This window comes from Candidatus Leptovillus gracilis (genome assembly GCA_016716065.1).
In the GTDB taxonomy this organism is placed as follows: Bacteria; Chloroflexota; Anaerolineae; order Promineifilales; family Promineifilaceae; genus Leptovillus; species Leptovillus gracilis.
Genome location: JADJXA010000006.1, coordinates 52445 through 75998 on the forward strand (window position 1 = coordinate 52445; position 23554 = coordinate 75998).

Below are 23554 nucleotides of genomic sequence, written 5' to 3' on the forward strand. Positions count from 1 at the left end.
TTGTTACTGGTTTTCGACCCTTTTGACACTCCTTCAATTGCAGTTTTTTAAAGGTGATTTGCAGTTGTTTTGTAGCTGTTTTGTAGCTGAATTGCAGTCACATCTGGCACTTCTATGTTATCCTCAAGGATATAATGTGCGGACAACTGTTCCTTCCCGGCAGCGCAGCGGAACGGTTGCCACCCCAAAACAACTCAAGTTCCCGATGAAAGGGTATGCCTTCCTATGAGAACCACAGACCCTGGCAACGGTTCTGTTTTTTCTGAAGCAACAAAACCGATCAATAAATCATATACACCATCACCGACTCCCCAGAGCCAAAAGATGGAACAGCTAGGCTACCAGGCCAGCAGCATCGCCCATGACTTCAACAACCTGCTTACCAGCATTATGGGGCACGCTTCGTTGGCTCTCATTAAACTTGCGCCAGAAGACGAAGCGCGCAAACATATCGAACAGGCCGTTAAAACGGCCGAATACGCCGCCATTCTAACCACCCAACTGCTCTCCTACTCGCATTACGAATACCCCGAAAAAGAACTCGTTGACTTGAATAAATTGGTCAACGAAACCATCAGCCTGCTGGGTTCAGTCTTGTTCCACAATATCAACATTAGCCTCAGGCTTGCTCCCCACTTACCCTCTATCGAAGCCAACCCGGCGCAGATTCAACAAGTCATCATGAACCTGGCCATCAACGCTACCGAAGCCATTTATGAACCCGAAGGCATCATCTGGATCGAGACAGGACAGGCAGCGATCCACAAAGCGCGCTCTTCAACCAGCGCCAATGGCGCCGGTCTCGCGCCAGGTGAGTACGTCTATCTCCAGATCGCCGATACCGGGAAAGGGATGAGCGAGGCGACGCTGGCCCAGATTTTTGAGCCATTTTATTCCACCAAAGCCCAGGGGCGAGGGCTTGGCCTTCCAGCCATTCAGGACATTGTCAAACAGCATAATGGGGGCATAGAGGTCGCGTCGCAAGTTGGTCAGGGTACAATGTTTACCATTTACCTGCCGGCGCGTCCCGCCAATACCCTGCATACGCCCATTCACTAGTGGAGGTAATCCGTAGTCCGTAGTCCGAGTCCGTAATGTCGTTTCACGACCACTTTGTGACTTGTATTCCGCAAAGCAACCACTACATTGAAACTGCCAACTTATGTCATGTATCATGATTGTGGAAAACGAGACGTTTGTCCTGGAGGCTCTGGAAGACATCCTGAGTGCTGTAGGGTTTGTGCCGCTTAGTACCAAATCGGGGCATGAAGCTGTGCGAATCTTTCAAAAACACCAACGAGAAATTGACCTGGTGATTCTGGACCTGCATTTGCCGGATATGAGTGGTATTGAGGTGCTGTCTGCGCTGCGTCGCATTGACCCCGATGCCAGGATAATCATTTCTTCAGGCTACAGCGAACGGGAGATTTTGGAGCAGTTGAGGAAACAGCAGGCAACGATTTTGCGGAAACCATACAACGCGCAATTATTGTTAGATTGTGTGCATCGGGAATTGGGCTATCAAGAGGGTAGAGGGTAGAGGCGTGATGCCCGCTAAACACTAAACAACAAACACTGGACACTGGACACTGGACACTGAACACTCTGGCCTAATCTATCATGGCAGCGATCTGCTGCACGGCCGTTTCCCCGACGCTATCTTCTCCCGCTAATCGCAGCCAGAGCAAAAACTCCACGTTGCCATCGGCCCCGGTCACCGGCGAGCGCATCAGACCAGCAGGCACAAAACCATGCTGCCGGCTCCAGGTTAACACTTCCTGCAAGACCTGTACATGAACGGCCGTATCCTTCACGATTCCCCCCTTGCCCACCAGGTCTGGCCCCGCTTCAAACTGCGGCTTCACCAGGGCAACTACCTCGCCATCGGCCGCCAACCATTTTTGCACGGCCGGCAAAATCAGACGCAAGGAGATGAACGACACGTCTATACACACAAAACCCACCGACTGTGGCAGGCTTTCCAGATAGCGGGCATTGGTCCGTTCCATCACCACCACCCGCTCGTCATGGCGCAGTTTCCAATCCAGTTGGCCGTAGCCCACATCAATGGCATACACCCGTGCCGCGCCATTTTGCAGCAGCACATCGGTGAATCCACCGGTACAGGCCCCCACGTCGGCGCAAACACGGCCGTTTACCAGCAAACCAAACTGCGCCAGCGCCCCGGCCAACTTAAAACCCCCACGCCCAACATAGGGCATGGGGGCCTTTAATTCAATCGTCGCCAGCAGGGAAACGGCCGTGCCCGCCTTATCCACCCGCTGCCCATCCACCAACACTTCTCCGGCCAGAATAAGCGCCTGCCCTTTCGCCCGCGTCTCCGCCAGCCCGCGGCTGACCAGCAGTTTATCCAGACGATCCTTTTCTTGTGCCATTCTATGCCGGCGTTCCTGACCAGACCTGACGGGTTCTGCCAAATTCGTCAGGTCTGGATAAGACTAAGGCAGTGACAACAACGACACAGTTGTCATCACCGACGCCGTGGTTGTCACCGTGGCGGTCAGCGTCGGTGTCGGCGTCCAGGTTGGTGTCCAGGTTGGCGTAAAGGTTGGCGTAAAGGTCGGGGTTGTGGTGGGCGTGCCGGTTGACGTCATGATGGGCGATGGCGTGGCTGTCGGCGTGCTCGTCCCGATCAGACCAACGATGCGCACAAAAACCAACGCATTGCCCGCGCCTTCAAAATACTCCACGCGGATGGTACGCCGCCCGGAAAGCACCACCTCGCGGCGGAACGTTTCGGTTCCATCGTTAGGTCCCCATCGGTCAATCAGCGCGTTGTTGTTCTCGAAGACGCGCACACCATCGTCGGCGCGGGCCTGGAATTCATAAGCCTGGTTGGCGAACTCTACTTCGCGCACCCAACGAATGGAGAAATTGTCGGCCGGCAGGCCATTGGGCGAGTTTGCGCCCCAATCAAAAGCGATGCTGCCATCCTGGCGAATAAATGCGGGCGGCCCGGTCAAATCGCGGTTGGCGTAATATTCGCCGATCCACGCCCCCTCCGTGGCCAACTGCCAGGAGAAACCAACATGGGCGTTGCCTACATCCTCGAAGTATTCAACCCGCAGGCGATGCTGGCCGGCGCCCACACCGCGCACCGCATAAAACACACGATTCGCCGCGCTGCGCCATTCGTCAATGATCAGCACATCGTTCAAATAGACGCGCACCCCGTCATCACTAAACGCATAAAAGAGGTAGTTGGCGTTTGCCAGGTCCACCGTCCGTTCCCAACGCACCGAAAAACGGTCGTTGGGCAGGCTGGGGTCCGGCGAGCCAGCGCCCCAATTGAAGTTCAGGTTGGGGTCGTTGCGCACCAAGACAGGCGCGCCGGAGAGGGTGGCGTTGTTGAAATAGGAGCCGCGCCAATTGTTGGGGAAAGGGGTGGCCGACGCGGCAAAGGAGGTGGCTGTGGCCGCCACCTGGGTGGCTGTGGCCGCTTCTTGGGTAGCAGAAAATGCGGCTGTGGCGGAGACGGCAACGGCCGTTTGTGTGGAGCGGGGAATGGCCGGGGTGATGGTGGGGAATGAGCCGCCAGAACTGCCGCTGCCGCCGCCGGGAACTAACCCGCCGCTGGCAGCCAGACGGGTGGCAATTTCCGGGGGCACGGCCGTATTGACAAAAGTGGGGGTGATGTAAGGCGTATTGGAGGCGCGGGGCGTCCAGGTGGCCGTGACATTAGCCGCCGGTAAAGGGGTGTAACTGGCAGTCAGGCTGGGCACAACAGCTACAGAAGCAGGGGTGGGCACGGTAACGGCTGTGCCATTACACGCTGTCAACACAATCAACAACAAGATCAATCCGCAATAAGGCAGCCAACTGGCCGCCCACTTCGTCGGTTCAAGCGATGGCATCTTATACATGGCCTATCACTCCTCACAACAATACAAAACAGGCTTACGTTATGTTTACGTGTTGTAGTTTACCATAAAACGCGGCGTTATACATCATTCTGCCGCCGATTCAACCAATCTTCCAGGGCGTCAGCGAGCGTCTGGCGCAAATGAATCTGCGGCTGCCAACCGACAGCCCGTTGAATTTTGGCATAGCTGCCATACAGGCAAGGGGTGTCCGACGGCCGCATCCGCTGTGGATCATAGACCACTTCCACACTGACGTCGGCGGCGGCAATGAGAGTGTTAAGCAGGTAATGGATGGAAACCGGCTGACCGGAGCAGATGAGATAGCTTTCGCCAGGCTGGCCGCGTTCAGCCAGGGCGACGTAGGCGCGGGCCACGTCGCGCACATCGGTGAAATCGCGCTGGGCATCCAGGTTGCCGACAGACAGCCGGGGCGGTTGTTGGCCGAGTTTGATGGCCGCCAACTGGCTGGCAAAATCGGAGACGACGAAGCCCAACGCCTGGCGCGGACCGATGTGGTTAAACGGCCGTGCCTCGACCACCGGTAACTGATAACGCTGCCAGTAGACGGCCGTCAACAAACCGGCCGCCCACTTGCTGACGCCATAAGGATGGCGCGGCTGGGGCACAGAGGCTTCGGTGAGGGGCAGATCGGCCGGGCCGACGTAGCCGTAAATTTCGGCGCTGGTGACGATGACTACTTTGGGGCGACCCACGGCCACGGCTGCGTCTAGCAAATTGGCTGTGCCACCGGCGTTGATGGCCAGGGTCAGGGCCGGATTGTCCCAAGAGCGGGCGGGGTATGCCTGCCCGGCCAGGTGGAATATCACGTCTGGTCGGGCGGCAGCAACGGCCGTTTGCAGCGATTGCGGGTCCAACAAATCTCCCGCAATGCCGGAAAGAGCCGGGTGCTGGGGCAGTTGTTGGTGGCTGGTAGCTGGGTGCAGCAGCGCAGCCACAGAATGCCCCTGCGCCAATAAATGATCAACTAAATGGGAACCGGCAAAGCCTGTCGCGCCGGTGACAAAAATCTGCATACAAACCCCCATTGGGAAAGGAGACTTTTAGGGATTATACCCATGAGCGGGCGGAGCGGGTAATGGGGTGGTTGTGAATGGTGAATGGGCATATGGAGGGAACGGCCGTAGCCCTTCCTTTCATTTGCGGGCAATTTGCAGCTTTTTTGCATATGAGACCACCTACAACCTCTGGCCCAAAAGTTTGCAGTTAATTTGCAGGTGATTTGCAGGTGGGGCGGCTGGATTTTGTGTTAGACGGCGTAAGGGTTTGGTTTGAACGTTTATTATGAGGAGGGGGAACGGCCGTTCTGCCCACAATTCACAAAGTTTAGCCAGATAGTGGGGTGGGAACGGTCGTTCTGCCCACAGCTTACGAAGTTTATCCAGGTGGTGGGATGGGAACGGCCGTACCGTCTGACGGCCGTGTTTTTTGTGGTGCGGGCACGGCCGTTTGCCGATTTCTGCCGGTTTGGGCTTGGCGTAGGGGGTGAATGTGGGGGTACGGCCGTTGGCACCAACGACATGGGTCAACTCAAACGCCTCGCCCTCAACAATGGGCTGACCACCTGGCATGGTTACCTGGGCTATTCGGCCTCCGGCAATAATGATGCGTATGACGCTACCTGGGGCCAATTCGGCAAGCTCTGGCGCATCTGCACCGCCCCCCACGCCTCCAACCGCTGCACCTACACCAACCGCAACACTGCCCCACTGGAACAACGGCTGGATTTACGCTACGTCTACGATGACGTGGGCAACCTCACCACCATCCTGGACAAGATGAACAGCGACCAGGTGCAAACCTTTGGCTACGACCATCTCAACCGGCTGACGTCCAGCGACCAACGCCGCAGGCGGCGGCCAGTACACCCACACCTACGCTTACAACACCCTGGGTAACCTGACCAGCTACAATGGCGCTGGCTACACCTATGGCAGCAGTCTGCACAAACATGCGGTCACGGTCGCCCACGGCGTTACTTACAGCTACGACGCCAACGGCAACATGACTTTCCGCGATGCCGCCGGGGCGGCCAACGACTATGCCCAGAACTTCAATGTGGAAAACGAACTGTCCAGCGTGGTCAACAACGGCAGCACCACCAGCTTCACATACGATGCGGCCGGAATCCGGGTGAAGAGCGTCAAGCCAGGCGGCAAGACCAGCTACTTCCCCTTCCCCGGCTACGAAGAGGAGGTTAACGGCAGCACCACCACCCGGCGCATCACCTACGCTATTGCCGGCCAGGCGGTAGCCCTGCGGGTGCAGGTGGTGGGCGGCAGCAACACCCTCTACTACCTGCACAGCGACCACCTTGGCTCCACCAGCCTGTCCACCACCACGGGTGGCGCGGTAGTGGCTGGCAGCACCGCCCGCTACTACCCCTTCGGCGATTGGCGCACCGAACCGACAACCAACCTGACAGACCGGGGCTTCACCGGCCACCTGCACAACAACCTTGGCAACGCCCCCGATGACATCGGCCTTGTATATATGCAGGCCCGTTGGTATTTGCCTTATATTAACCGGTTCATCTCGGCAGATACCATTGTACCAGATGCCAAAGACCCGCAAAGCCTCAACCGCTACGCCTATGTTCGAAATAATCCGCTGCGATATACAGATTCATCCGGCCATTGCGCTGAAGAAGGTGATGAGGAGTGTTGGGCCTTTGCTGAACAAACAGCAAATGAATTTGGTATTCCTCTAGAGTTTGTCGGCATCATGGATATGGCTCAAATGAGACTTTTTATTCAAGGTTTAAATACCGCCAACGAGGTGGACAGTGGCTTGCTTGGTCAAATAACCAATGCCATCAATGGATATGATAGTCAGGAGTGGGGTACCATGCGTTGGCTAGCTGACAATAGCAATTGGGACATTTTGGGTATTCATATAGGTGGTGGCGGTGGTGCAATCCTTGGAGGTGAAATCGGGTTCGATTTCGTCTTCAATTGGGATTCATGGGAAGTTAGCGTTATGGGTAGTCTTGGCGGTAGCGCTGGTATGACACTTGGTGGCTCTATTGGTGGTGGCGTGATTTTTGGCTTTAACGCTCCAGACAATAGTGTCATGTGGGATTGGTCCTGGGGGATCAATGGTGAAGCTGCTATAACTGGGGGAGTAAGCTTACAATATAGTGAGTCGATTGGTAATGATGCATGGTTCTTCTCTGTAAGTGGACTGGGCGGTGAAGAATTAGATGTTAGTATTGGCCTAAACTATACTTGGGAGATTTACCGTTATATGTCTGACCCTAGCGGCGGGGGTTATGGAATATGGTGGCCTAAGAGTTTTTATGATGATGGATACAATTATGGACAATAACAAAATGACTACAACTAACAATTCAGCAACCATTATGAAATTTGAAAATCCCATTCCACACCGTCTGGTATCCTACCTGCTTGGTTGTCTATGGTTATTCATATCATTGGCAGCAATTATACACTTAATGGAACCACTATTTAACGAAAATAGACGATTACTATCTCTACGTATTTCAGTAATTGACTTTCAAGATCAAATTTTTGTTGAGCGCTACACACATTACTTACTCCGAGATGGGATGATCATTCTTCCTATACTCGCTTTGGTTGCCGCAAGTTTTGCCTTCTCTCTATTCCCAACCATAGAAGTAAGAGATGAAGGTATTAAAGTTTCGACACTATTCGGGCTACTTTCGAGCAAGTGGTTAGCATGGTCGGCTGTCATACGCGTGAGGAAATTGCCCCTGTTACCCAGTTTTTACGTGTTAGGCATTCGCAATGTGGGTGTCATCTATTACCCTATTGGCTTATTATTATGGGTAGGTCGTGGCGGTGTCCCCTTAATGTCTGGCTTATCAAATCAGAAACGTCTAATAAAATTCTTACATGATAAAAGACCAGATTTGTTTTAAAACATTCCGCTGCTGGGGCATGGTCTTCCATTAGTCGCTGTGGCCGGTGTCACTGCCGTCCTACACTACACTTACAATTTTCAATTGGGTATTAAAGAGAAGCAGGAGTCCTTAATGGAGTTCCTGTTTCTCTTTTTACCAACATCCCTGTTCTTTCTTTTGGCATCGCCCAAAAGAAAGAACCAAAGAAAAGGCTAGGCTCCCACACCCCGGACTTACTTTAGGGCCAGGGCATTGGCTCTGATAGGAGCTTGGCTGGCTCGTTAACAACTTGTTTTGGTATTTCGTTTAGCAGCTCGGCCAGGCCCTGCTGTAATTCGTTGAGGATAGCCTGCTGGTTTGCTGTCAGGGATTCCGTTTCTAGGGCGGCGGCCAGCGTCAGCAAGCGGGCTGCATCCTCGTTTGCAGGTGGGTTCTGACCGTTGATGCCTGAATGGTGGGCAGATGACTGCTGCCCAGGCTGTGCCAACCTGCCTTCAATGATGGTTATGGCCGCCAGATAGTCGGCGGCGACGGTGTGGTCGTGCAGGCGGGCATAGACGAGGGTGCTGTTGGGATGGCGGTGGCCGAGCAAGGCTTGAATGGTGGTAATCTTGCACCCGGCGTTGAGTAGTTGGGTGGCGAAGGTGTGGCGCAGTTGGTGGGGGGTGACTTTGACGCCCGTTCGCTCTCCAGCGGCTTTGATGCGGCCGCGAATAAAGTCTTTACAGACCGGCTTGTGACGAAAGAGGAAAACGTGGTCAGTTTGGCTGCTGCCGCGCACCACCAGATATGCGGTTAAAGCGGCAACCGCGCCATCGGTCAGATACACGGCCCGGTCTTGCAACCCCTTGCCCCGGCGCACGACCAGATGGCGTTGGGTCAGATTCAGGTCAGCCAGCGTCAGTTCTTCCACTTCGCCCAGGCGCAGGCCACCCTGCCAGAGCAGGTAGAAGGCGGCTCTATCCAGCAGGGCGTTGCGCTTTGCCACCGGGGTTGGGGCCTGGTTTACGCGCTGCTCCAGGTCAGTACGCAGGGCGTTGACATGTTCATCGGTCAGGAAGCGGGGCAGGGCGTCTGGCTCTTTGAGACCTTGCAGACGCAGCAGCGCCTGCGGCACGGCGAAATCCCGTTCTTGCAGAAAGCGGAGAGCGGCGTGAAAGGCACGCAGTTCCTGGTTGACGCTTTTGACGGCTGCGCCCGCCGCCAGCCGTTCGTCCAGGTAGGCAAAAATATGGTCGCGGCGGATGTCGTGCAGGACGGTGATGGGGTAGTGGGCAAAGAGCCAGCGAAAGAGGCGGGTATGCGTACTCCAAAACTTGAGCAGCGCCTGGTTGAGCCGCGCCGGCCGCCAACCGGCCTGGCGTATCTGTTGATAATGAGTCAACTGCTCGACTAACCAAGTTGGCAGACCTTCCTGGTAACGGGCGATATTGGGCGGCTTGAAGTTGACAGTGGTCTCCACCACGCCCCGCTCTAGCAGCAGGAAGCGGCGAAAACGGTTGAGGCCGCTGCGATACATGGCAATGACCCGCGCACTGAGTTGTTTAGCCTGGGCATAGGCCATCACTTTTTCCAGGTCGTTGTCCAAATCTAACTGCGGGTGGGGTTTGAGGTTGAAACCGAGGATGTGCCCGGCCACCGGCAGGTAGTAGAGGTCAATGCAGGTGTGTCCAGCGCCGTCTCCCACCAGCCAGGCGCGGTAGCGTTCCAGCAGCGCTACGTTTTCGGGCGGCCAGACAACCGGAGGTTGCGGGTCAGAAACGCCGGGCGGCAAACGCGATTTACGGCCGTTACGCAGGGCACAGGTGTAGCGGTCGGCCGCAGAGAGCGTGTCATCGTGCGACTTTAACGACTTCATTGCCAACCCTCCATTGTCGTGACTGCCTGGTAAAAGTCGGCCTGCACTTGGCGGTCATTGGCGGCCACGTAGGTCTGGGTGGTGGTAATCCAGGCGTGTCCCAACAGCTTTTGAATGCTGGTGACAGGGACATCAGCCGTGAGCAAATCGTTGGCAAAGGTGTGGCGCAGTTGGTGAGCGGTCAGTTGTATGCCAGCCTGTTCCCGGTAAACCATCAGCCGCTTATGAATGGCGGTGGTAGACAGCCCGTTTAGTTGGTAACTGAGAAAGAGGGTGTCGATGGGAGCGGACGGCCGTTCTGCCAGATACGCCTGTACAGCCCATGCTGCTTGCGGTGACAAGTAGACGCTGCGTTCCTTGCTGCCCTTGCCTGTCACCAGCAGACGCGGCGGCTTTTCGGCCAGATAGAGGTCACGCACTTTCAGCCCGGCCACCTCGCCAATGCGCAGCCCGCAGCGGAGCATGAGCAAAAACATGGCTCGGTCGCGCTTATCCTCGATGATTGCCAGAAAGCGATTCAGTTCAGCTTCGGGTACAGGGCGGGGCAGTCGCCGCCGTTGGCGCAAGTTGTGGCGATGGGGCAGCACCGGGCAAAGCAGGTCGGGGTCTTCGTCGGCCAGGAAGGTGTAAAACGAGGTGATGGCGGCCAAACGGCGATTGATGGTGGCGGGGTTCATCCCGCCATCGGCCTGCGCCAGCACAAAGTGGTCAATATCGGCGAGCGTGATTGCGGTTGGCGGCCGGTCGCCGACGATGCGGGCAAATTGCTGCAAGTCGCTGCGATAATCCTGCCAGGTGTGGGCATGGGGACTGCGGCGGCGTACCCAGTTGACAAAGCGTTCAATTTCATCGAACATGATGTGCCTCCTATTGAGTAGAGATGGTTAGGTGAGATGAACCATTCTACTCTTAGGAGGTCTCATGCCGCCCAGGAGTTTACGAATTTGTGGTTAATATAAGTGGTCCGGTTTGGGCCGCTTCGCCAGCGCCGACACCATCATTCCAGACCCCGCGCAACCTCAAACTTTCAATCGCTACACCTACGTTTTCAACCGGCCTCTTGTCCTGAACGACCCAAGCGGCCATTGCCCCTGGTGCATTGGCGCAATCGGTGGTGCAATCGGTGGCGCGGCTGTAGGCTACGGAGCACAGGTTTATCAGAACATGCAAAATGGGCAGAGTTTCACGGCTGCCCTGACAACCGACATTGATGCCGGTAAAATTGTTGCCGGAGCCGTGGTTGGCGCTGTTGTCGGGGGCACATTAGGCGCAGCAGCACCAGCGTTAACAACTTATGGTACGGTAGCTGTAGCCCAGGTGCAGACCACGGCTGTAGCTGCTGCTGCCGCCCATCCCACGGCCGCAGCAGCAGTAGGTGGTTTGGTGGAAACGGCCGTGGAGTGTGCCATGACCGGCGGCGGTTGTGGCTCAGCCGACTATGCTATTGGTGCGTTGACGGCAGGAGTTTCCCACAGACTATCAACGCCGGGTGCTTCATCTTCCCCTAGAACTGCTCTAACTCAATATGATCCTGAGTTCGCCTCTCGCTCTTTGTTGGGACAGAATTATCCAGGGGCTACTGGATATGGGGTCACACCTGGAGGTCGTACAATCTCAGCACACGCCGCTGAACGGATTGCTCTTGGTGGACTAGGTCGACCAGCTACAAACTTGGCAGTTGTCGACAATATACTGGATTCTGGAAATCAAGTTCGATTCGATCCGGTAAGAAATACAATCCAAGTAAGAGCAACCCAATTGCCTAGTCGTCCATATGTTGTAGTATCTGGAAATGATCCAAACCATATCGTTACGGTCATGGTACCCAGGTAAAGAATGGTTACAAACTATGAGAGAACTCAAGAATAGTACAGTTGAGGAATTAACTGACCTAATTCGGATATTTCTGAGTGGGAAAGATCGTTCAGTTGCTCTAGCTAATAAAATCGAAGCACTGTTAATTCAAGAATTCTCCGATGCAGAGTTCTATGACGATCTTATCCTTTCTCTTTCTCTTTACCGTCCCGGCGGAGGAGACTCTCTAGATGATGAAGGGAGGCTAAGTCAGGAACTACGCTTTGTATTTGATCAGTTACAGCATTTCAAGCAGTAAACGGGTATTTTGTAGGGTAGGACCAGCGGGAGCGAGTCAACAGGATGTTACGGTCTGAGAAGTTATTTTCCATTTCAGACCGTAACATCTTGTTATGAAAACCGCTCAAAGATCCTCGATAAAATACGTTCCATTGGGTAAACCCAAGCTCTGGCGCATCTGCACCGCGCCCCACGCCTCCAACCGCTGCACCTACACCAACCGCAACACTGCCCCACTGGAACAACGGCTGGATTTACGCTACGTCTACGATGACGTGGGCAACCTCACCACCATCCTGGACAAGATGAACAGCGACCAGGTGCAAACCTTTGGCTACGACCATCTCAACCGGCTGACGTCAGCAGCGACCAACGCCGCAGGCGGCGGCCAGTACACCCACACCTACGCTTACAACACCCTGGGTAACCTGACCAGCTACAATGGCGCTGGCTACACCTATGGCAGCAGCCTGCACAAACATGCGGTCACGGCCGCCCACGGCGTCACCTTCAGCTACGACGCCAACGGCAACCTGACTTTCCGCAATGCCGCCGGGTCGGCCAACGACCATGCCCAGAACTTCAACGTGGAGAACGAACTGGCCAGTGTGGTCAACAACGGCAGCACCACTACCTTTACCTATGATGCCGCCGGGATACGGGTGAAGACAGTCAGACCCAGCGGCAAGGCCAGCTACTTCCCCTTCCCCGGCTACGAGGAGGAAGTCAACGGCAGCATAACGACGCGGCGCATCACCTACGCCGTTGCCGGCCAGTCGGTAGCCCTACGGGTGCAGGTGGTGGGCGGCAGCAACACCCTTTACTACCTGCACAGCGACCATCTTGGCTCCACCAGCCTGGCCACAACCACAAGTGGCGCGGTGGTAGGCGGCAGCACGGCCCGCTACTATCCCTTCGGCGACTGGCGCACCGAACCCACCGCCAACCTGACCGACCGGGGCTTCACCGGCCACATGCACAACAACCTGGGGACGGGGGCGGAAGACATTGGGCTGGTATACATGGCGGCGCGTTGGTATTCGCCCACATTAGGCAGATTCATCAGCGCGGACACCATTGTACCCAACCCCGCCAACCCCCAATCCCTGAACAGGTACAGCTATGTAAGAAATTCACCCCTTAATATGATCGATCCGACAGGCCACCGTGAATGCGATGATCCGCCAGCTTGTGAAGCTGGTGGTCCTTACAAGCCTCCACCAGCATCACCTCCTTCTCTAGGAGATCCTTTGGAGGGCTTTTATGATATAGGATTCGACTATGATCCTGATCCAACACGGCCAGCACCAGAAGAAGGCAAACCACCTAGTTATCATAATGGTGTCGATCTTGGCAATGACAAAGATACTCCCGATGATCTTCTTGCGATTGCTGTTGGGCGAGTCCGCGTTGCAGATGCTTGTACAGTAGACATTATCCTAAATAAGATCGAGCAGGTTAATGGTCTCAACTGCATGACGGAATGAAACACGTAAATTGTGTAAACCGCAGGCTATGGCCATGACCAGGTCGTCAAAACTTGTTTTCCAATTACGTAAAACATCCTTAACAATCCGGCACCGCTTGACGCCAGCTATCACGTTTTCCACAATGATACGTCCAGAAGCGATAGCCTTATTCAAAAAGCGGTCGGCGGTTGACAGGTCTTTGCCACGGGCCTTTTTCTTGGGTTGCACAATGATGATGTTATCTTGTTCATACCCCTGAAAGCCGGTATCTTGTTCAACGACGGCATGGTCAGGGAAAGATAATGCCGCCTCATCAGCTATCTTTTTGTCATGTTTACTGCCCGGGACGGTTTTGCTGAGAAACCAGACACGCCGATTATCAGGATGAACAACCAGATGATTTTTGACCGAATGACACTTCTTTTTGCCACTATAGTACACTTCCTGGTTCTTTTTGGGCCGCTGTCGTCGTCTCTCAGTCCCATCTTGCGTGAACGTCAGGGTCTCACATTGCGCCAATACCTGCGCCAGTTGTTGTCCATCTCGTTCGGGTAGGTGTCCCATTTGTTGCAAAGCCTCTTTGAGAACATCGGCGGTGCGTTGAATGAGGCGGTTGGCCTGACTTTGACTAAGCCCAAACATAAATGCTTGCAATTCCTGGATGGGATAGAGTTTCATATACATCAGGATGAATAGCAACCGGTCGGACATCAATTCAAGACCCAGTTTCCGACCACCGCCTGCTTTGCGTTTTCGATTTAGGCGTCTACTGGCTCTTTTTCTTTCGTCGGCTTGCCAGGTATTGTCAAAAGCAACGAGTAACTCCAGAAACTCTGCTTCATCTAATCCTGTGAAGGCTTGCAGCAGTTTCGGCTCTTTTTGTAGATTACTGTATGATAACATCAGGTAGCACCTCTTTTTCTTTGATTTCCGGCTGATTTTACAGCCCTTTGGTGCTACTTTTTATTTTGGATAATGTCTAGTTTGTGGATACAGTGACTCTACAAATGCAAACTTCGGCACGGGAAATGTCGTCATCATAGAATATGTTTATGATGTTATCCCTGCAAATATACGTGATGCCTTGGGATTAGAGAGAGGGGAGTCGGTGTATGTTCAATATCAGCACCTTGCTTCCATAGATGAATCTATCACTATTGGCCAAGTGGTTCAATTGGGGGATGTGGTTGGACAATATGGCGACACAGGTAGATCAGATGGCGCTCATCTTCACCTTGAAGTACATATGGGAACCGCCGGAGCTTTAGGAAGAGGATCAAACGTGACGAATGAAGACTCTTATAATACCCACGTTACGGCATGGCACGAACTGTCTCTTGTTGATCCAAGACTAATTTGGAATATCCCATAATCATCTGATTAGAGGGTTTCCCTTCATTTTGCGTAAGGATTTGATCCAGCCTCGCTGAATAATATGACAAGTACGCTCAAAAAAGCGATTTTGCCAGGTAGGTGAAAATTATGAACAGTCTGCAAGCAACAATAAAACATCATATTAAATATCTGTCAGGTTTAAATGAAACGACACCTTTGTATTTATTTGTATTCCTTTACATTTTGTTGGCTGGCTGCCAAAGCGCAACACAAAGTGAAGTTCAGCCTGCCACGATGCTGCCCACTGCTATTCAGACAGTAGCTCCTGTTGAAACGCCGCAAACAATCGCTGCTGCCACTATTCCCATAGCTTCTGTTACCCCCACTCAGCAGATGACAAGGCCCACACCGGATCCGGATAAAGAAGGGGAACCAGAATCAGTGACGTTGGAATTAGCCACACCGTCCCCCGTATCCTTCGAAGAAGATGGTATGTTTCTTTATGGGGCGACGATTAATGACGAAGACCACATTTATGCGCTTCAGCCAGGTGGCAGCAGCCGTTTTATCACAAAGGGAATAATGCTGTACGGACAGGCTATTTCTCCTGATGGGACAAAGATCGTTGTAGATGCAAATCCTTTATCACAGCAGCCCTCCTTACCAGAAAATGTGTTTATTTTTGACGTGGAAACGGGGGAAATATCGCCCTTCAACTTTTTAGGAGTGCCACCTTTCAAAGTGTTCTGGTCTGATGATGGTTCTTCCATTCTGTACCTTGCCCGGCATGATGAAGCGTCTCCTGATCAGTTGGTTGTATATGATGTGGTTTCCGGTGAAAACAGGGTTCTGGTTGAAATGGAAAAGATTCTCTTTACATCGGGATGGGCGGTAGACGGGCAAACCGTCGCTTATGTAGCTGATGTCGGAGGGCAATACGATCTTTTTACGATAAACAGTGAAACGCTTGAACAACAACAGTTAACCGATGATCCTGACATTGAGACGATGGTTCTTTGGTCTCCTTCTTCGTTACAATTGTTAGTTGGCGTCAAGCCGAATAGCGAGTCTCCTTTTGAAATGTGCCATGGGGCATCGAGAATCTATATCTTGTCGAAACAGAAAGCGGTAATTGGCAACTACTCACTGATGAGTTTCTCACCTCGGAATCGGTTTCCTGGTCTCCTGATGGCAAGCAAATCGCGCTTTGGAATGAAGGTCTGCTTTGCATCAAAAATCTGGAAACCATGACCGAGGTATGCCCCCTGACAAATATTTCACCGTTCGCCCCCCCCCCCCCCCCCCCCCCCCCCCCACCCCCCCCCCCCCCCCCCCCCCCCCCCCCCCACCCCCCCCCCCCCCCCCCCCCCCCCCCCCCCCCCCCCCCCCGCCCCCCCCCCCCCCCCCCCCCCCCCGCCCCCCCCCCCCCCCCCCCCCCCCCCCCCACGCCCCCCCCCGCCCCCCCCCCCCCCCCCCCCCCCCCCCCCCCCCCCCCCCCCCCCCCCCCCCCCCCCCCCCCCCCCCCCCCCCCCCCCCCCCCCCCCCCCACCCCCCCCCCCCCCCCCCCCCCCCCCCCCCCCCCCCCCCCCCCCCCCCCCCCCCCCCCCCCCCCCCCCCCCCCGCCCCCCCCCCCCCCCCCCCCCCGCCCCCCCCCCCCCCCCCCCCCCCCCCCCCCCCCCCCCCCCCCCCCCCCCCCCCCCCCCCCCACCCCCCCCCCCCCCCCCCCCCCCCCCACCCCCCCCCCCCCCCCCCCCCCCCCACCCCCCCCCCCCCCCCCCCCCCCCCCCCCCCCCCCCCCCCCCCCCCCCCCCCCCCCCCCCCCCCCCCCCCCCCCCCCCCCCCCCCCCCCCCCCCCCCGCCCCCCCCCCCCCCCCCCCCCGCCCCCCCCCCCCCCCCCCCCCGCCCCCCCCCCCCCCCCCCCCCCCCCCCCCCCCCCCCAACCCCACCCCCCCCCCCCCGGGGAAACCACACCCCGCCTCCCCCGCCCCCCCCCCCAATTTTTTTTTCCCCGCCACACCTGCTAGAATTGGAAACCAATTCAGCAGTGCCGGGAGATTTGGGTTGTGATGTTACGGAGATTTCTAGAAGCTCCCCGATTTATTGGTCACAGGCTGATATACCTGCGCCGGTAGAGTAATTTGGACAACCGCAGCTACACGATGAGTTACGGTAACTTTGATGCCCTACAACGGCCGCAAGCCATCACCTACCCCACCGGCGAAGTAGTGACAGTAGACTACGACCGGGAAGGCGAAAACAGTCTTACAGCCGGCGACAACGAACTGGTCACCAATATCCGCTATAATGCCATGGGCCAGATGACCTTCCTGGAACGCGACGGCAACATTGCCGATACGACCTATGCCTATCACCCGCAAAATGACGGCCCCAATGTGGGTGGTACGGGTGATAGCAACTTCCGTCTGATGACAATCCAGCATGGTAGCGCTGGGGCTGGCGATGGCGATGCCTGGCCCGATTTCACCTACGAATATGACCGGGTGGGCAATATCACCAAAATGACTACTGCGAGTAACACCGGCACGGACATTCAAGATTTCAGTTATGACCATCTCAACCGGCTTGTCAGCGCCACCGGCAACGGCGTTACCCCCACCTACAGTGCCGCCTACGTCTACAACCAGATTGGCAATATCACCAGTTTTGATGGCGCAGCCTATACATACAGCACTGCCCATAAACATGCCGTCGCCACAGCTAACGGCGTTACCTACAGTTACGACGCCAACGGCTGTCAATATGCGCCCGTAAATGGTTCTCCCGCATTTGATGTTGTTGGCGAACTCTCAGGAGAGCGTTTCTGAGCGAAAATTGTATACTCAGGGCCAAATTTCGAACAAATGGAGGTCTCTGATGTCGTTACCCGGCGAACCCATTCTTGATATTCCTGAACTCACAGTCGAAATTGCTTGGTCTGCATTCCCCAATGGGAATATCTATATGCAGATGAGAGATGAATTGGGCGTTTTCTACGATGATAAACAATTTACCGACCTGTTTTCACATACGGGTCAGCCAGCCATAGCACCATGGCGATTAGCGTTGATCACCGTAATGCAGTTTGCCGAGAATCTAACAGACCGTCAGGCAGCGGATGCTGTCCGAGCCCGAATCGATTGGAAGTACGCACTCAGCTTGGAGATGCAAGATACTGGCTTTCATTATTCAGTCTTAAGTGAATTCCGGGGGCGGCTCATCGCTGGGGGCCAGGCAGAACTATTACTCCAAAAGATGCTGGATTGCTTCAAGGAGAAGAAATTCCTGAAGCAACGAGGAAAACAACGCACCGATTCAACCTATGTTCTGGCGGCTATGCGACACTTAAATCAACTGGAGTTGGTGCACGAGACATTGCGCTGTGCGCTAAACGAGCTTGCAGTTCAAGCACCAGCCTGGCTCAAACGACAAGTCAACGCCGAGTGGTTTGACCATTATAGCCAGCGGACCAGCAACTATCTGCTGCCCAAGAAAGAGGAAGAACGTCAAGCCTGGGCCAAGCGTGTCGGTCAGGACGGTATTTTTCTTTTGGAACAGATCTATTGGGGCGTTAATCATGCTGAACTAAGGGAACTATCGGCAGTCGAGGTTCTCAGACAAGTATGGCTACAGAATTTTTATCAAGATGATAGGCAGATACGCTTGCGTCAGCAAAAAGATCAGCCGCCTTCAGCGCTGCGAATTACATCACCCTATGAACTTGAGGCACGATGTAGTAGCAAACGAGATATCACCTGGACAGGGTATAAAGTTCATCTGACAGAAACCTGCGGTGCAGATTCTCCCAACTTAATCATCAACGTCGAAACACGAACAAGCACTGAACCTGACCATGCGGTAACGGGTATTATTCATGACCACCTGGCACGGAAAGAAATTCTACCAGCTGAACATTACGTTGATCAGGGTTATATGTCGGTTGAGCATCTGGTTCAGGCGGATAAGGATTATGGCCTTAACCTCATGGGTGCAGTACCAAATGACAACAGTTGGCAAGTGCGTCAACAAGGGTATGACAGTCGTCATTTCACGATTGATTGGGATAATGAGTGCGCTGTTTGTCCTCAAAACCAAACCAGTTGCAGTTGGTCATTGGCCAAAACTCGTTCGCAGCGTCCTGTTGTGAAAATCAAGTTCCGCTGCAAAGACTGTAATGCTTGTCCCCAGGTCGATTTGTGCACCAACAACAAGGAAAAAAGGAGGACACTCACTGTTTTGGCGCCGCAAGCACATTTTGAAGCCCAACAAGAAGCTCGCCAACGGCAGCAAACAATGGAATTCAAGAAAGCCTGTCAACTGCGCGCAGGTGTTGAGGGTACTGTCTCGCAAGTAGCTTATACTCTGGGAGCTCGGCAATCACGCTATCGAGGCGTCGCAAAAACGCACCTGCAAAATTTGGCAACCGCAGCAGCGGGGAATCTCTTGCGGATTATTGCCTGGCTCAATGATGTACCACGTGCAGCGACACCAAAGTCCCGTTTTGCTCTATTAGCTGGCTAATTTAGAGTTCGCCAACAACATCAATTTGTGTGAAAAGGTGGACAGTAGCTTCTTTAGTCTACCTGAATCGTAAAATGTGCTCGACTGATCAACTTGTTGTCAACGGATCAAACCATATTGGATCAAATCTGATCACATAAATTGCGGGAGAACCATTATAGGCCGCATACTGACAAGTATTGAGTGATAACGGCCGTTCCCCTCACAGTTTACGCAATTTATCCAGGTGGTGGGGTGGTAACGGCCGTTCCCCTCACAGTTTACGCAATTTATCCAGGTGGTGGGGCGGGAACGGCCGTTCTGCCCACAGTTCACAAAGTATTTCCAGGAGATGAGGTAAGGAACGGCCGTTCCCTGTTCCCCGTTCACTGTTAGCTGTTGATTGGTGCGCGACGGCCGCAGCAGACGGCATTTTCCCGCGTCGTCTCGCCAAACAGGACCCAAACAGAGGCGAGACAGGCAGAAGACAAGGTACAATCATGCGGTGTGGTCAATCAACAGTGAAGGTGGATGAAGGTGCAGCCATGCAAAAAACCAAAATACTCGTTGTAGATGATGAACACGCCATCCGGCGCTTCCTGCGCACAGCGCTTGACGCCCATGGGTATGAAGTGCATGAAGCAACCAGTGGTGAAGATGCGGTTTTGCAGACGATTAATGTTCGACCAGACCTCATTATCCTCGATTTAGGGCTGCCAGGTATTGGCGGCATTGAAGTCACCCGGCGCATTAGAGAGTGGTCGCAAACGCCGATCATCATTCTGTCGGTTCAGAATCAGGACACCGACAAGATAGCGGCCCTGGACGCAGGCGCAGATGATTACCTGACCAAGCCGTTTAGCGTCGGCGAATTAACGGCGCGTCTGCGCGTGGCGATGAGACACGCGCATCAAGAGGAACAGGAGCCGGTGTTTACCAGCGGCAAACTGTGCGTAGACTTAACGGTACGTTTGGTAACTTGTGATGAGAAAGAGATACAGCTAACGCCCACCGAATATGATTTGCTGGTCGTGTTGATTCGTTATGCCGGCCGTGTACTGACACACCAACAACTGCTCAACGAGATTCGCGGCGCGGGGTACCAAACAGAAACCCACCTGCTGCGCGTCCACATGAGCAATCTCCGGCGCAAGATTGAAGAGGACTCCTCAAATCCCCGCTATATTTTGACAGAACCAGGCGTGGGCTATCGCTTGAAGGTGGATGTATAGAGCAGGGCTAACCGTCCACCGCCATTTCTGCCTGGGCCAGGGGCAGGGCCATTGAAAAAACTGCGCCGCCGTCAGGATGGTTGTGTGCCCAGACACGGCCGTTATGCGCCTCCACAACCCCCTTCACAATAGATAATCCCAGACCCGTACCACCTACCCCACCAGGTTCCAGCCGGAAAAACTTGGTGAAAATCCGTTCCAGTTCCCCTTCGGGAATACCCGGGCCATGATCTCTAACCGTCACGATCACCGTCTGCTGTGCCCGGTACGCCTCGATTTCAATTGCTTCATCCGGGGCTGAATATTTCACCGCATTGTCCACCAGATTCATCAGCGCCTGCATCATCAACGTCAAATCAATCGAAACTGGCGGTAAATCGTCGGGGATATTTCGTTTGACGGTGCGCCCATGCAGCCGGTGAGACAACTGCGCCAATGTCGCCCCCACCAATTCTTGCACATCATAAGGCTGGCAGACGACCCGCATCGCCCCAGATTCCAGGCGTGTCATATCCAACAGATTGCCCACCAATCTATTCAGACGCAGCGCCTGTTCCCAGGCAGTGTGCACCAGATCGCGCTGCGCAGCTGGGGTGAGCAAATCGGCATCGTCCAACAGGCTGCTGAGCGCACCGGTAATGGAAGCCAACGGCGTGCGCAAATCGTGCGAAATGGAGTTGAGCAGGGTGGTCTGCAATTTTTCCGTTTCTGCCAGAAGCTGCGCCTGCCGGGCCTGCTCGGACAGGTAGGCTTTAGCCAGCGCCAGGGCTATCTGGCTGGCAAACGAGGCCAACAGCCGCTGCTGCTCGCCCACAAGGGCCACCGACTGAATGCTGGAAAGATCCACAGCCATGACGCCGACAATCTGCCCTGAGGTGCGCAATGGCAGATAATAGCTGTTCGCGCCGGCCAGGGTGTTGGTATGACGGCCGGCCGGCTGCCCCTGGCGAAAAACCCAATCGGCCACGGCGTAATCGTCGGGTTCGGCGGGATTGCTAGATGTGGCAGTGTGGACGACGAGCCGTCCTTCGGCTTCGTCGGGCAAGTACAAGGTGGCGTCGTTGTTGTAGGTGCGCTGGATGTGCTGAACGGCCGTTTGCGCAATAGCTTCCACGTCAGCAGCCACCGCTAATTTCTGGCTCAGTTCCAGCAGGGCTGTCGTTTGCGCCTCGCGCTGGCGGGCGGCCAGCGCCTGTTCACGAGCACGCGCCGCCAAGGAGCCAATCACCAGGCCGACGGCCAGAAAGCCGATAAAGGTGAGCAGATATTCGGCGTCGGCGACGACGAGGGTGTAATATGGCGGTACGAAAACCACATCGAAGGCGATGACGCTGAGCAGCGAGGCGAAGATGGACGGCCGTCGCCCCTGCCAGACGGCCGTTACCATCACCACCACCAGATACAACATCACCAGGTTGGTGGGGTTGATAAACGGCCGTAAGGGCAGCCCGGCCAACGTCACCAACAAAACCAGGGCGGCACTGAGCAGATAAGCGCGCCAGTTAAAGAGCGGCGGGGCGACTTGAAGGACAGGAACGGCCGTTTTGCCCGTCGTCGTTTTGCCGCTGATGACATACACGTCCATATCCTGGCTGCGCTGCACAATTTGGTCAATCAACGAGCCGCGCAGCCATTCCCGCCACCGCGGGTGCAGCGGTTTTCCGGCCACAATCTTGGTCACGTTATGGCTGAAGGCATAATTGACCAGCGTCTCCGCCACGGAAGTGCCACTGAGCCGCGCAGTTTGCCCGCCCAACTCTTCCGCCAGTTGCAGCGTCTGCGTCACACGGTCTTTATCCGCCTCCGGCAAATAGGTATAGCCTGGCGTTTCCACGTAAGCGGCAATCCATTCGGCGTTCAGACTTCGCGCCAGCCGCCGGGTGGTACGCACCAGCCGCTCGCTGAGCGGGCTGGGACTAACGCAGACCAACAGCCGCTCGCCGGCCGGCCAGGGACCGGCAATAGCATGGGTCTGCATGTAGGCCCGCATCTGCTCATCCACCCGTTCGGCCGTGCGGCGCAGCGCCATTTCCCGCAGCGCCGTCAGGTTGCCAGGGCGAAAGAATTTACGCAGCGCCTGTTCCGCCTGCGCCGATATATAGACTTTGCCCGTTTCCAGCCGCGCCAGCAGCTCGTCAATGGGCAAATCTATTAGCTCGATTTCATGGGCCTCGTCCAGAATGTGGTCGGGGATGGTCTCGCGCACGGTGACGCCGGTCACTTGCGCCACCACGTCATTCAGGCTTTGCAAATGTTGGATGTTGACGGTGGTGTAAACATGGATGCCGCTGTGCAGCAGTTCTAGCACGTCCTGGTAGCGGCGCGCATGGCGCGAGCCAGGGGCGTTGGTGTGCGCCAGTTCATCTACCAGGACGATCTGCGGCCGGCGCGCCAAAATGGCGTCGGTGGCCATCTCAGACAGGCTAACGCCGCGATACACCAGTTCTTGCCGTGGAAGTATCTCCAAGTCGGCCAGCAGCGCGTCGGTTTCGGCACGGCCGTGCGTCTCCACGTAGCCCACCACAACATCCACGCCTTCAGCGCGGCGCTGTTGGGCCGCTTCCAGCATGGCAAAGGTCTTGCCCACACCGGCAGCATAGCCCAGAAAGATTTTTAGTTTGCCTCGCGTCTCTTGCGCGGCATCGCGCTGGATGTTGTTGAGAAGCTGGTCTGGATCAGGTCGTCTGTCGTTCATGAACTAGATTGTAGAGCATCCAGCGCCAGGTTTAAACGCAGAACGTTGATCCGCGGTTCGCCTAACAAACCAAAGGTGCGGCCCTCGGTGTGGTCGGTGAGCAGTTGTTGGATAACGGCCGTTTCCATTCCTCTCGCCCTTGCCACCCGTTCCACCTGGAAGGTAGCCGCCGCCAGGCTGATGTGCGGGTCTAGTCCACTGCCGGACGCCGTCACCAAATCCACCGGAACAGGCTGTAAGTTGGTCGGATCAGCCGCTTGCAGCGCGGCGATTCGCGCAGCCACCCGTTCCGCCAGCGCGGGATTGCTGGGGGCCAGGTTTGAACCGGCTGAAGCTGCCGCGTTGTAGGGCTGAGGCGTGGTCAGCGACGGCCGTCCCCAAAAATAAGCCGGGTCGTCAAAGGGCTGGCCGATGAGTTCCGACCCGACAATGACCCCTTCTTGCTCCAGCAAGCTGCCATTGGCCTGATGATGAAAGATGGTTTGGGCAACGGCCGTTACCACCAGTGGATAAACAACCCCGGTCAGCAGCGTAAACAAACCTAAAAACAGTAACGCCGGCCGCAAATCAGATAAAAATCGTTTCATTG

At 55.4% G+C, this 23554-nt stretch carries 21 protein-coding genes; 13 read left to right on the plus strand and 8 right to left on the minus strand.

The window, feature by feature from the left end; all coding sequences use genetic code 11:
• Positions 1-324 precede the first annotated feature (324 nt).
• Positions 325-1059: a hypothetical protein gene (locus IPM39_16605; protein ID MBK8987672.1), complete on the plus strand. Its 735-nt coding sequence runs from the start codon at positions 325-327 to the stop codon at positions 1057-1059.
• A gap of 115 nt (positions 1060-1174) precedes the next feature.
• Positions 1175-1540: a response regulator gene (locus IPM39_16610; GenBank protein ID MBK8987673.1), complete on the plus strand. Its 366-nt coding sequence runs from the start codon at positions 1175-1177 to the stop codon at positions 1538-1540.
• A gap of 70 nt (positions 1541-1610) precedes the next feature.
• Here IPM39_16610 and IPM39_16615 read toward each other — a convergent pair whose 3' ends face one another.
• The 3 genes from IPM39_16615 to IPM39_16625 form a co-directional block, all read right to left on the minus strand.
• Entirely contained in the window at positions 1611-2396 is a 786-nt protein-coding gene (locus IPM39_16615; GenBank protein ID MBK8987674.1) for a TlyA family RNA methyltransferase, read from the minus strand.
• Positions 2397-2459: 63 nt separating this feature from the next.
• Complete coding sequence (locus IPM39_16620) at positions 2460-3884, minus strand: hypothetical protein (protein MBK8987675.1); 1425 nt, start codon at positions 3882-3884, stop codon at positions 2460-2462.
• 77 nt (positions 3885-3961) lie between these two features.
• Entirely contained in the window at positions 3962-4918 is a 957-nt protein-coding gene (locus IPM39_16625; protein MBK8987676.1) for a GDP-mannose 4,6-dehydratase, read from the minus strand.
• Between the two features lie 255 nt (positions 4919-5173).
• On the opposite strand from IPM39_16625, the gene IPM39_16630 reads away from it, so the two are divergent.
• From IPM39_16630 to IPM39_16640, 3 genes are all read left to right on the plus strand, one after another.
• Entirely contained in the window at positions 5174-5800 is a 627-nt protein-coding gene (locus tag IPM39_16630; protein ID MBK8987677.1) for an RHS repeat protein, read from the plus strand.
• A 106-nt stretch (positions 5801-5906) separates the two neighbouring features.
• Positions 5907-7229, plus strand: coding sequence for an RHS repeat-associated core domain-containing protein (locus IPM39_16635; GenBank protein MBK8987678.1), 1323 nt, complete (start codon positions 5907-5909; stop codon positions 7227-7229).
• Positions 7201-7803, plus strand: coding sequence for a hypothetical protein (locus IPM39_16640; GenBank protein MBK8987679.1), 603 nt, complete (start codon positions 7201-7203; stop codon positions 7801-7803). The genes IPM39_16635 and IPM39_16640 overlap by 29 nt, the downstream gene beginning before the upstream one ends.
• A gap of 220 nt (positions 7804-8023) precedes the next feature.
• On the opposite strand, the gene IPM39_16645 is transcribed toward IPM39_16640, so the two are convergent.
• Entirely contained in the window at positions 8024-9643 is a 1620-nt protein-coding gene (locus IPM39_16645; GenBank protein ID MBK8987680.1) for a tyrosine-type recombinase/integrase, read from the minus strand.
• Positions 9640-10500 (minus strand): tyrosine-type recombinase/integrase, encoded by an 861-nt coding sequence (locus tag IPM39_16650; GenBank protein ID MBK8987681.1) that lies wholly within the window; start codon positions 10498-10500, stop codon positions 9640-9642. Before IPM39_16650 ends, IPM39_16645 begins: the two co-directional genes overlap by 4 nt.
• Before the next feature lie 112 nt (positions 10501-10612).
• On the opposite strand from IPM39_16650, the gene IPM39_16655 reads away from it, so the two are divergent.
• The 3 genes from IPM39_16655 to IPM39_16665 all read left to right on the plus strand — a co-directional run bounded on the left by IPM39_16655 (position 10613) and on the right by IPM39_16665 (position 13224).
• Complete coding sequence (locus IPM39_16655) at positions 10613-11476, plus strand: hypothetical protein (GenBank protein MBK8987682.1); 864 nt, start codon at positions 10613-10615, stop codon at positions 11474-11476.
• 16 nt (positions 11477-11492) lie between these two features.
• Positions 11493-11756, plus strand: coding sequence for a hypothetical protein (locus tag IPM39_16660; protein ID MBK8987683.1), 264 nt, complete (start codon positions 11493-11495; stop codon positions 11754-11756).
• A 133-nt stretch (positions 11757-11889) separates the two neighbouring features.
• Complete coding sequence (locus IPM39_16665) at positions 11890-13224, plus strand: RHS repeat-associated core domain-containing protein (protein MBK8987684.1); 1335 nt, start codon at positions 11890-11892, stop codon at positions 13222-13224.
• Here the strand turns inward: IPM39_16665 and IPM39_16670 are convergent.
• On the minus strand, positions 13177-14109 hold the full coding sequence (locus tag IPM39_16670) for a transposase (protein ID MBK8987685.1): 933 nt from the start codon (positions 14107-14109) through the stop codon (positions 13177-13179). The two genes, IPM39_16665 and IPM39_16670, sit on opposite strands and share 48 nt — an antisense overlap.
• Positions 14110-14314: 205 nt before the next feature.
• On the opposite strand from IPM39_16670, the gene IPM39_16675 reads away from it, so the two are divergent.
• The 5 genes from IPM39_16675 (at position 14315) to IPM39_16695 (ending at position 20270) form a co-directional block, all read left to right on the plus strand.
• A complete protein-coding gene (locus IPM39_16675; GenBank protein ID MBK8987686.1) occupies positions 14315-14578 on the plus strand; it encodes a peptidoglycan DD-metalloendopeptidase family protein in 264 nt (87 codons plus the stop codon).
• 110 nt (positions 14579-14688) lie between these two features.
• Positions 14689-15792, plus strand: a complete 1104-nt coding sequence (locus IPM39_16680; protein ID MBK8987687.1) for a hypothetical protein — start codon at positions 14689-14691, stop codon at positions 15790-15792.
• A 908-nt stretch (positions 15793-16700) separates the two neighbouring features.
• Positions 16701-17366 carry a hypothetical protein gene (locus IPM39_16685; GenBank protein ID MBK8987688.1) on the plus strand — a complete coding sequence of 222 codons (666 nt, stop codon included), beginning with the start codon at positions 16701-16703 and terminating at the stop codon, positions 17364-17366.
• 49 nt (positions 17367-17415) lie between these two features.
• The gene (locus tag IPM39_16690; protein MBK8987689.1) at positions 17416-19059 is read left to right on the plus strand and encodes an IS1182 family transposase; all 1644 of its coding nucleotides are present in this window, start codon (positions 17416-17418) and stop codon (positions 19057-19059) included.
• Between the two features lie 524 nt (positions 19060-19583).
• A complete protein-coding gene (locus IPM39_16695; GenBank protein MBK8987690.1) occupies positions 19584-20270 on the plus strand; it encodes a response regulator in 687 nt (228 codons plus the stop codon).
• 7 nt (positions 20271-20277) lie between these two features.
• On the opposite strand, the gene IPM39_16700 is transcribed toward IPM39_16695, so the two are convergent.
• Together IPM39_16700 and kdpC are read right to left on the minus strand one after the other, a co-directional pair.
• A complete protein-coding gene (locus IPM39_16700) occupies positions 20278-22965 on the minus strand; it encodes a sensor histidine kinase KdpD (GenBank protein ID MBK8987691.1) in 2688 nt (895 codons plus the stop codon).
• The gene (gene kdpC / locus IPM39_16705; GenBank protein MBK8987692.1) at positions 22962-23552 is read right to left on the minus strand and encodes a potassium-transporting ATPase subunit KdpC; all 591 of its coding nucleotides are present in this window, start codon (positions 23550-23552) and stop codon (positions 22962-22964) included. Before kdpC ends, IPM39_16700 begins: the two co-directional genes overlap by 4 nt.
• Between the last annotated feature and the right edge of the window lie 2 nt (positions 23553-23554).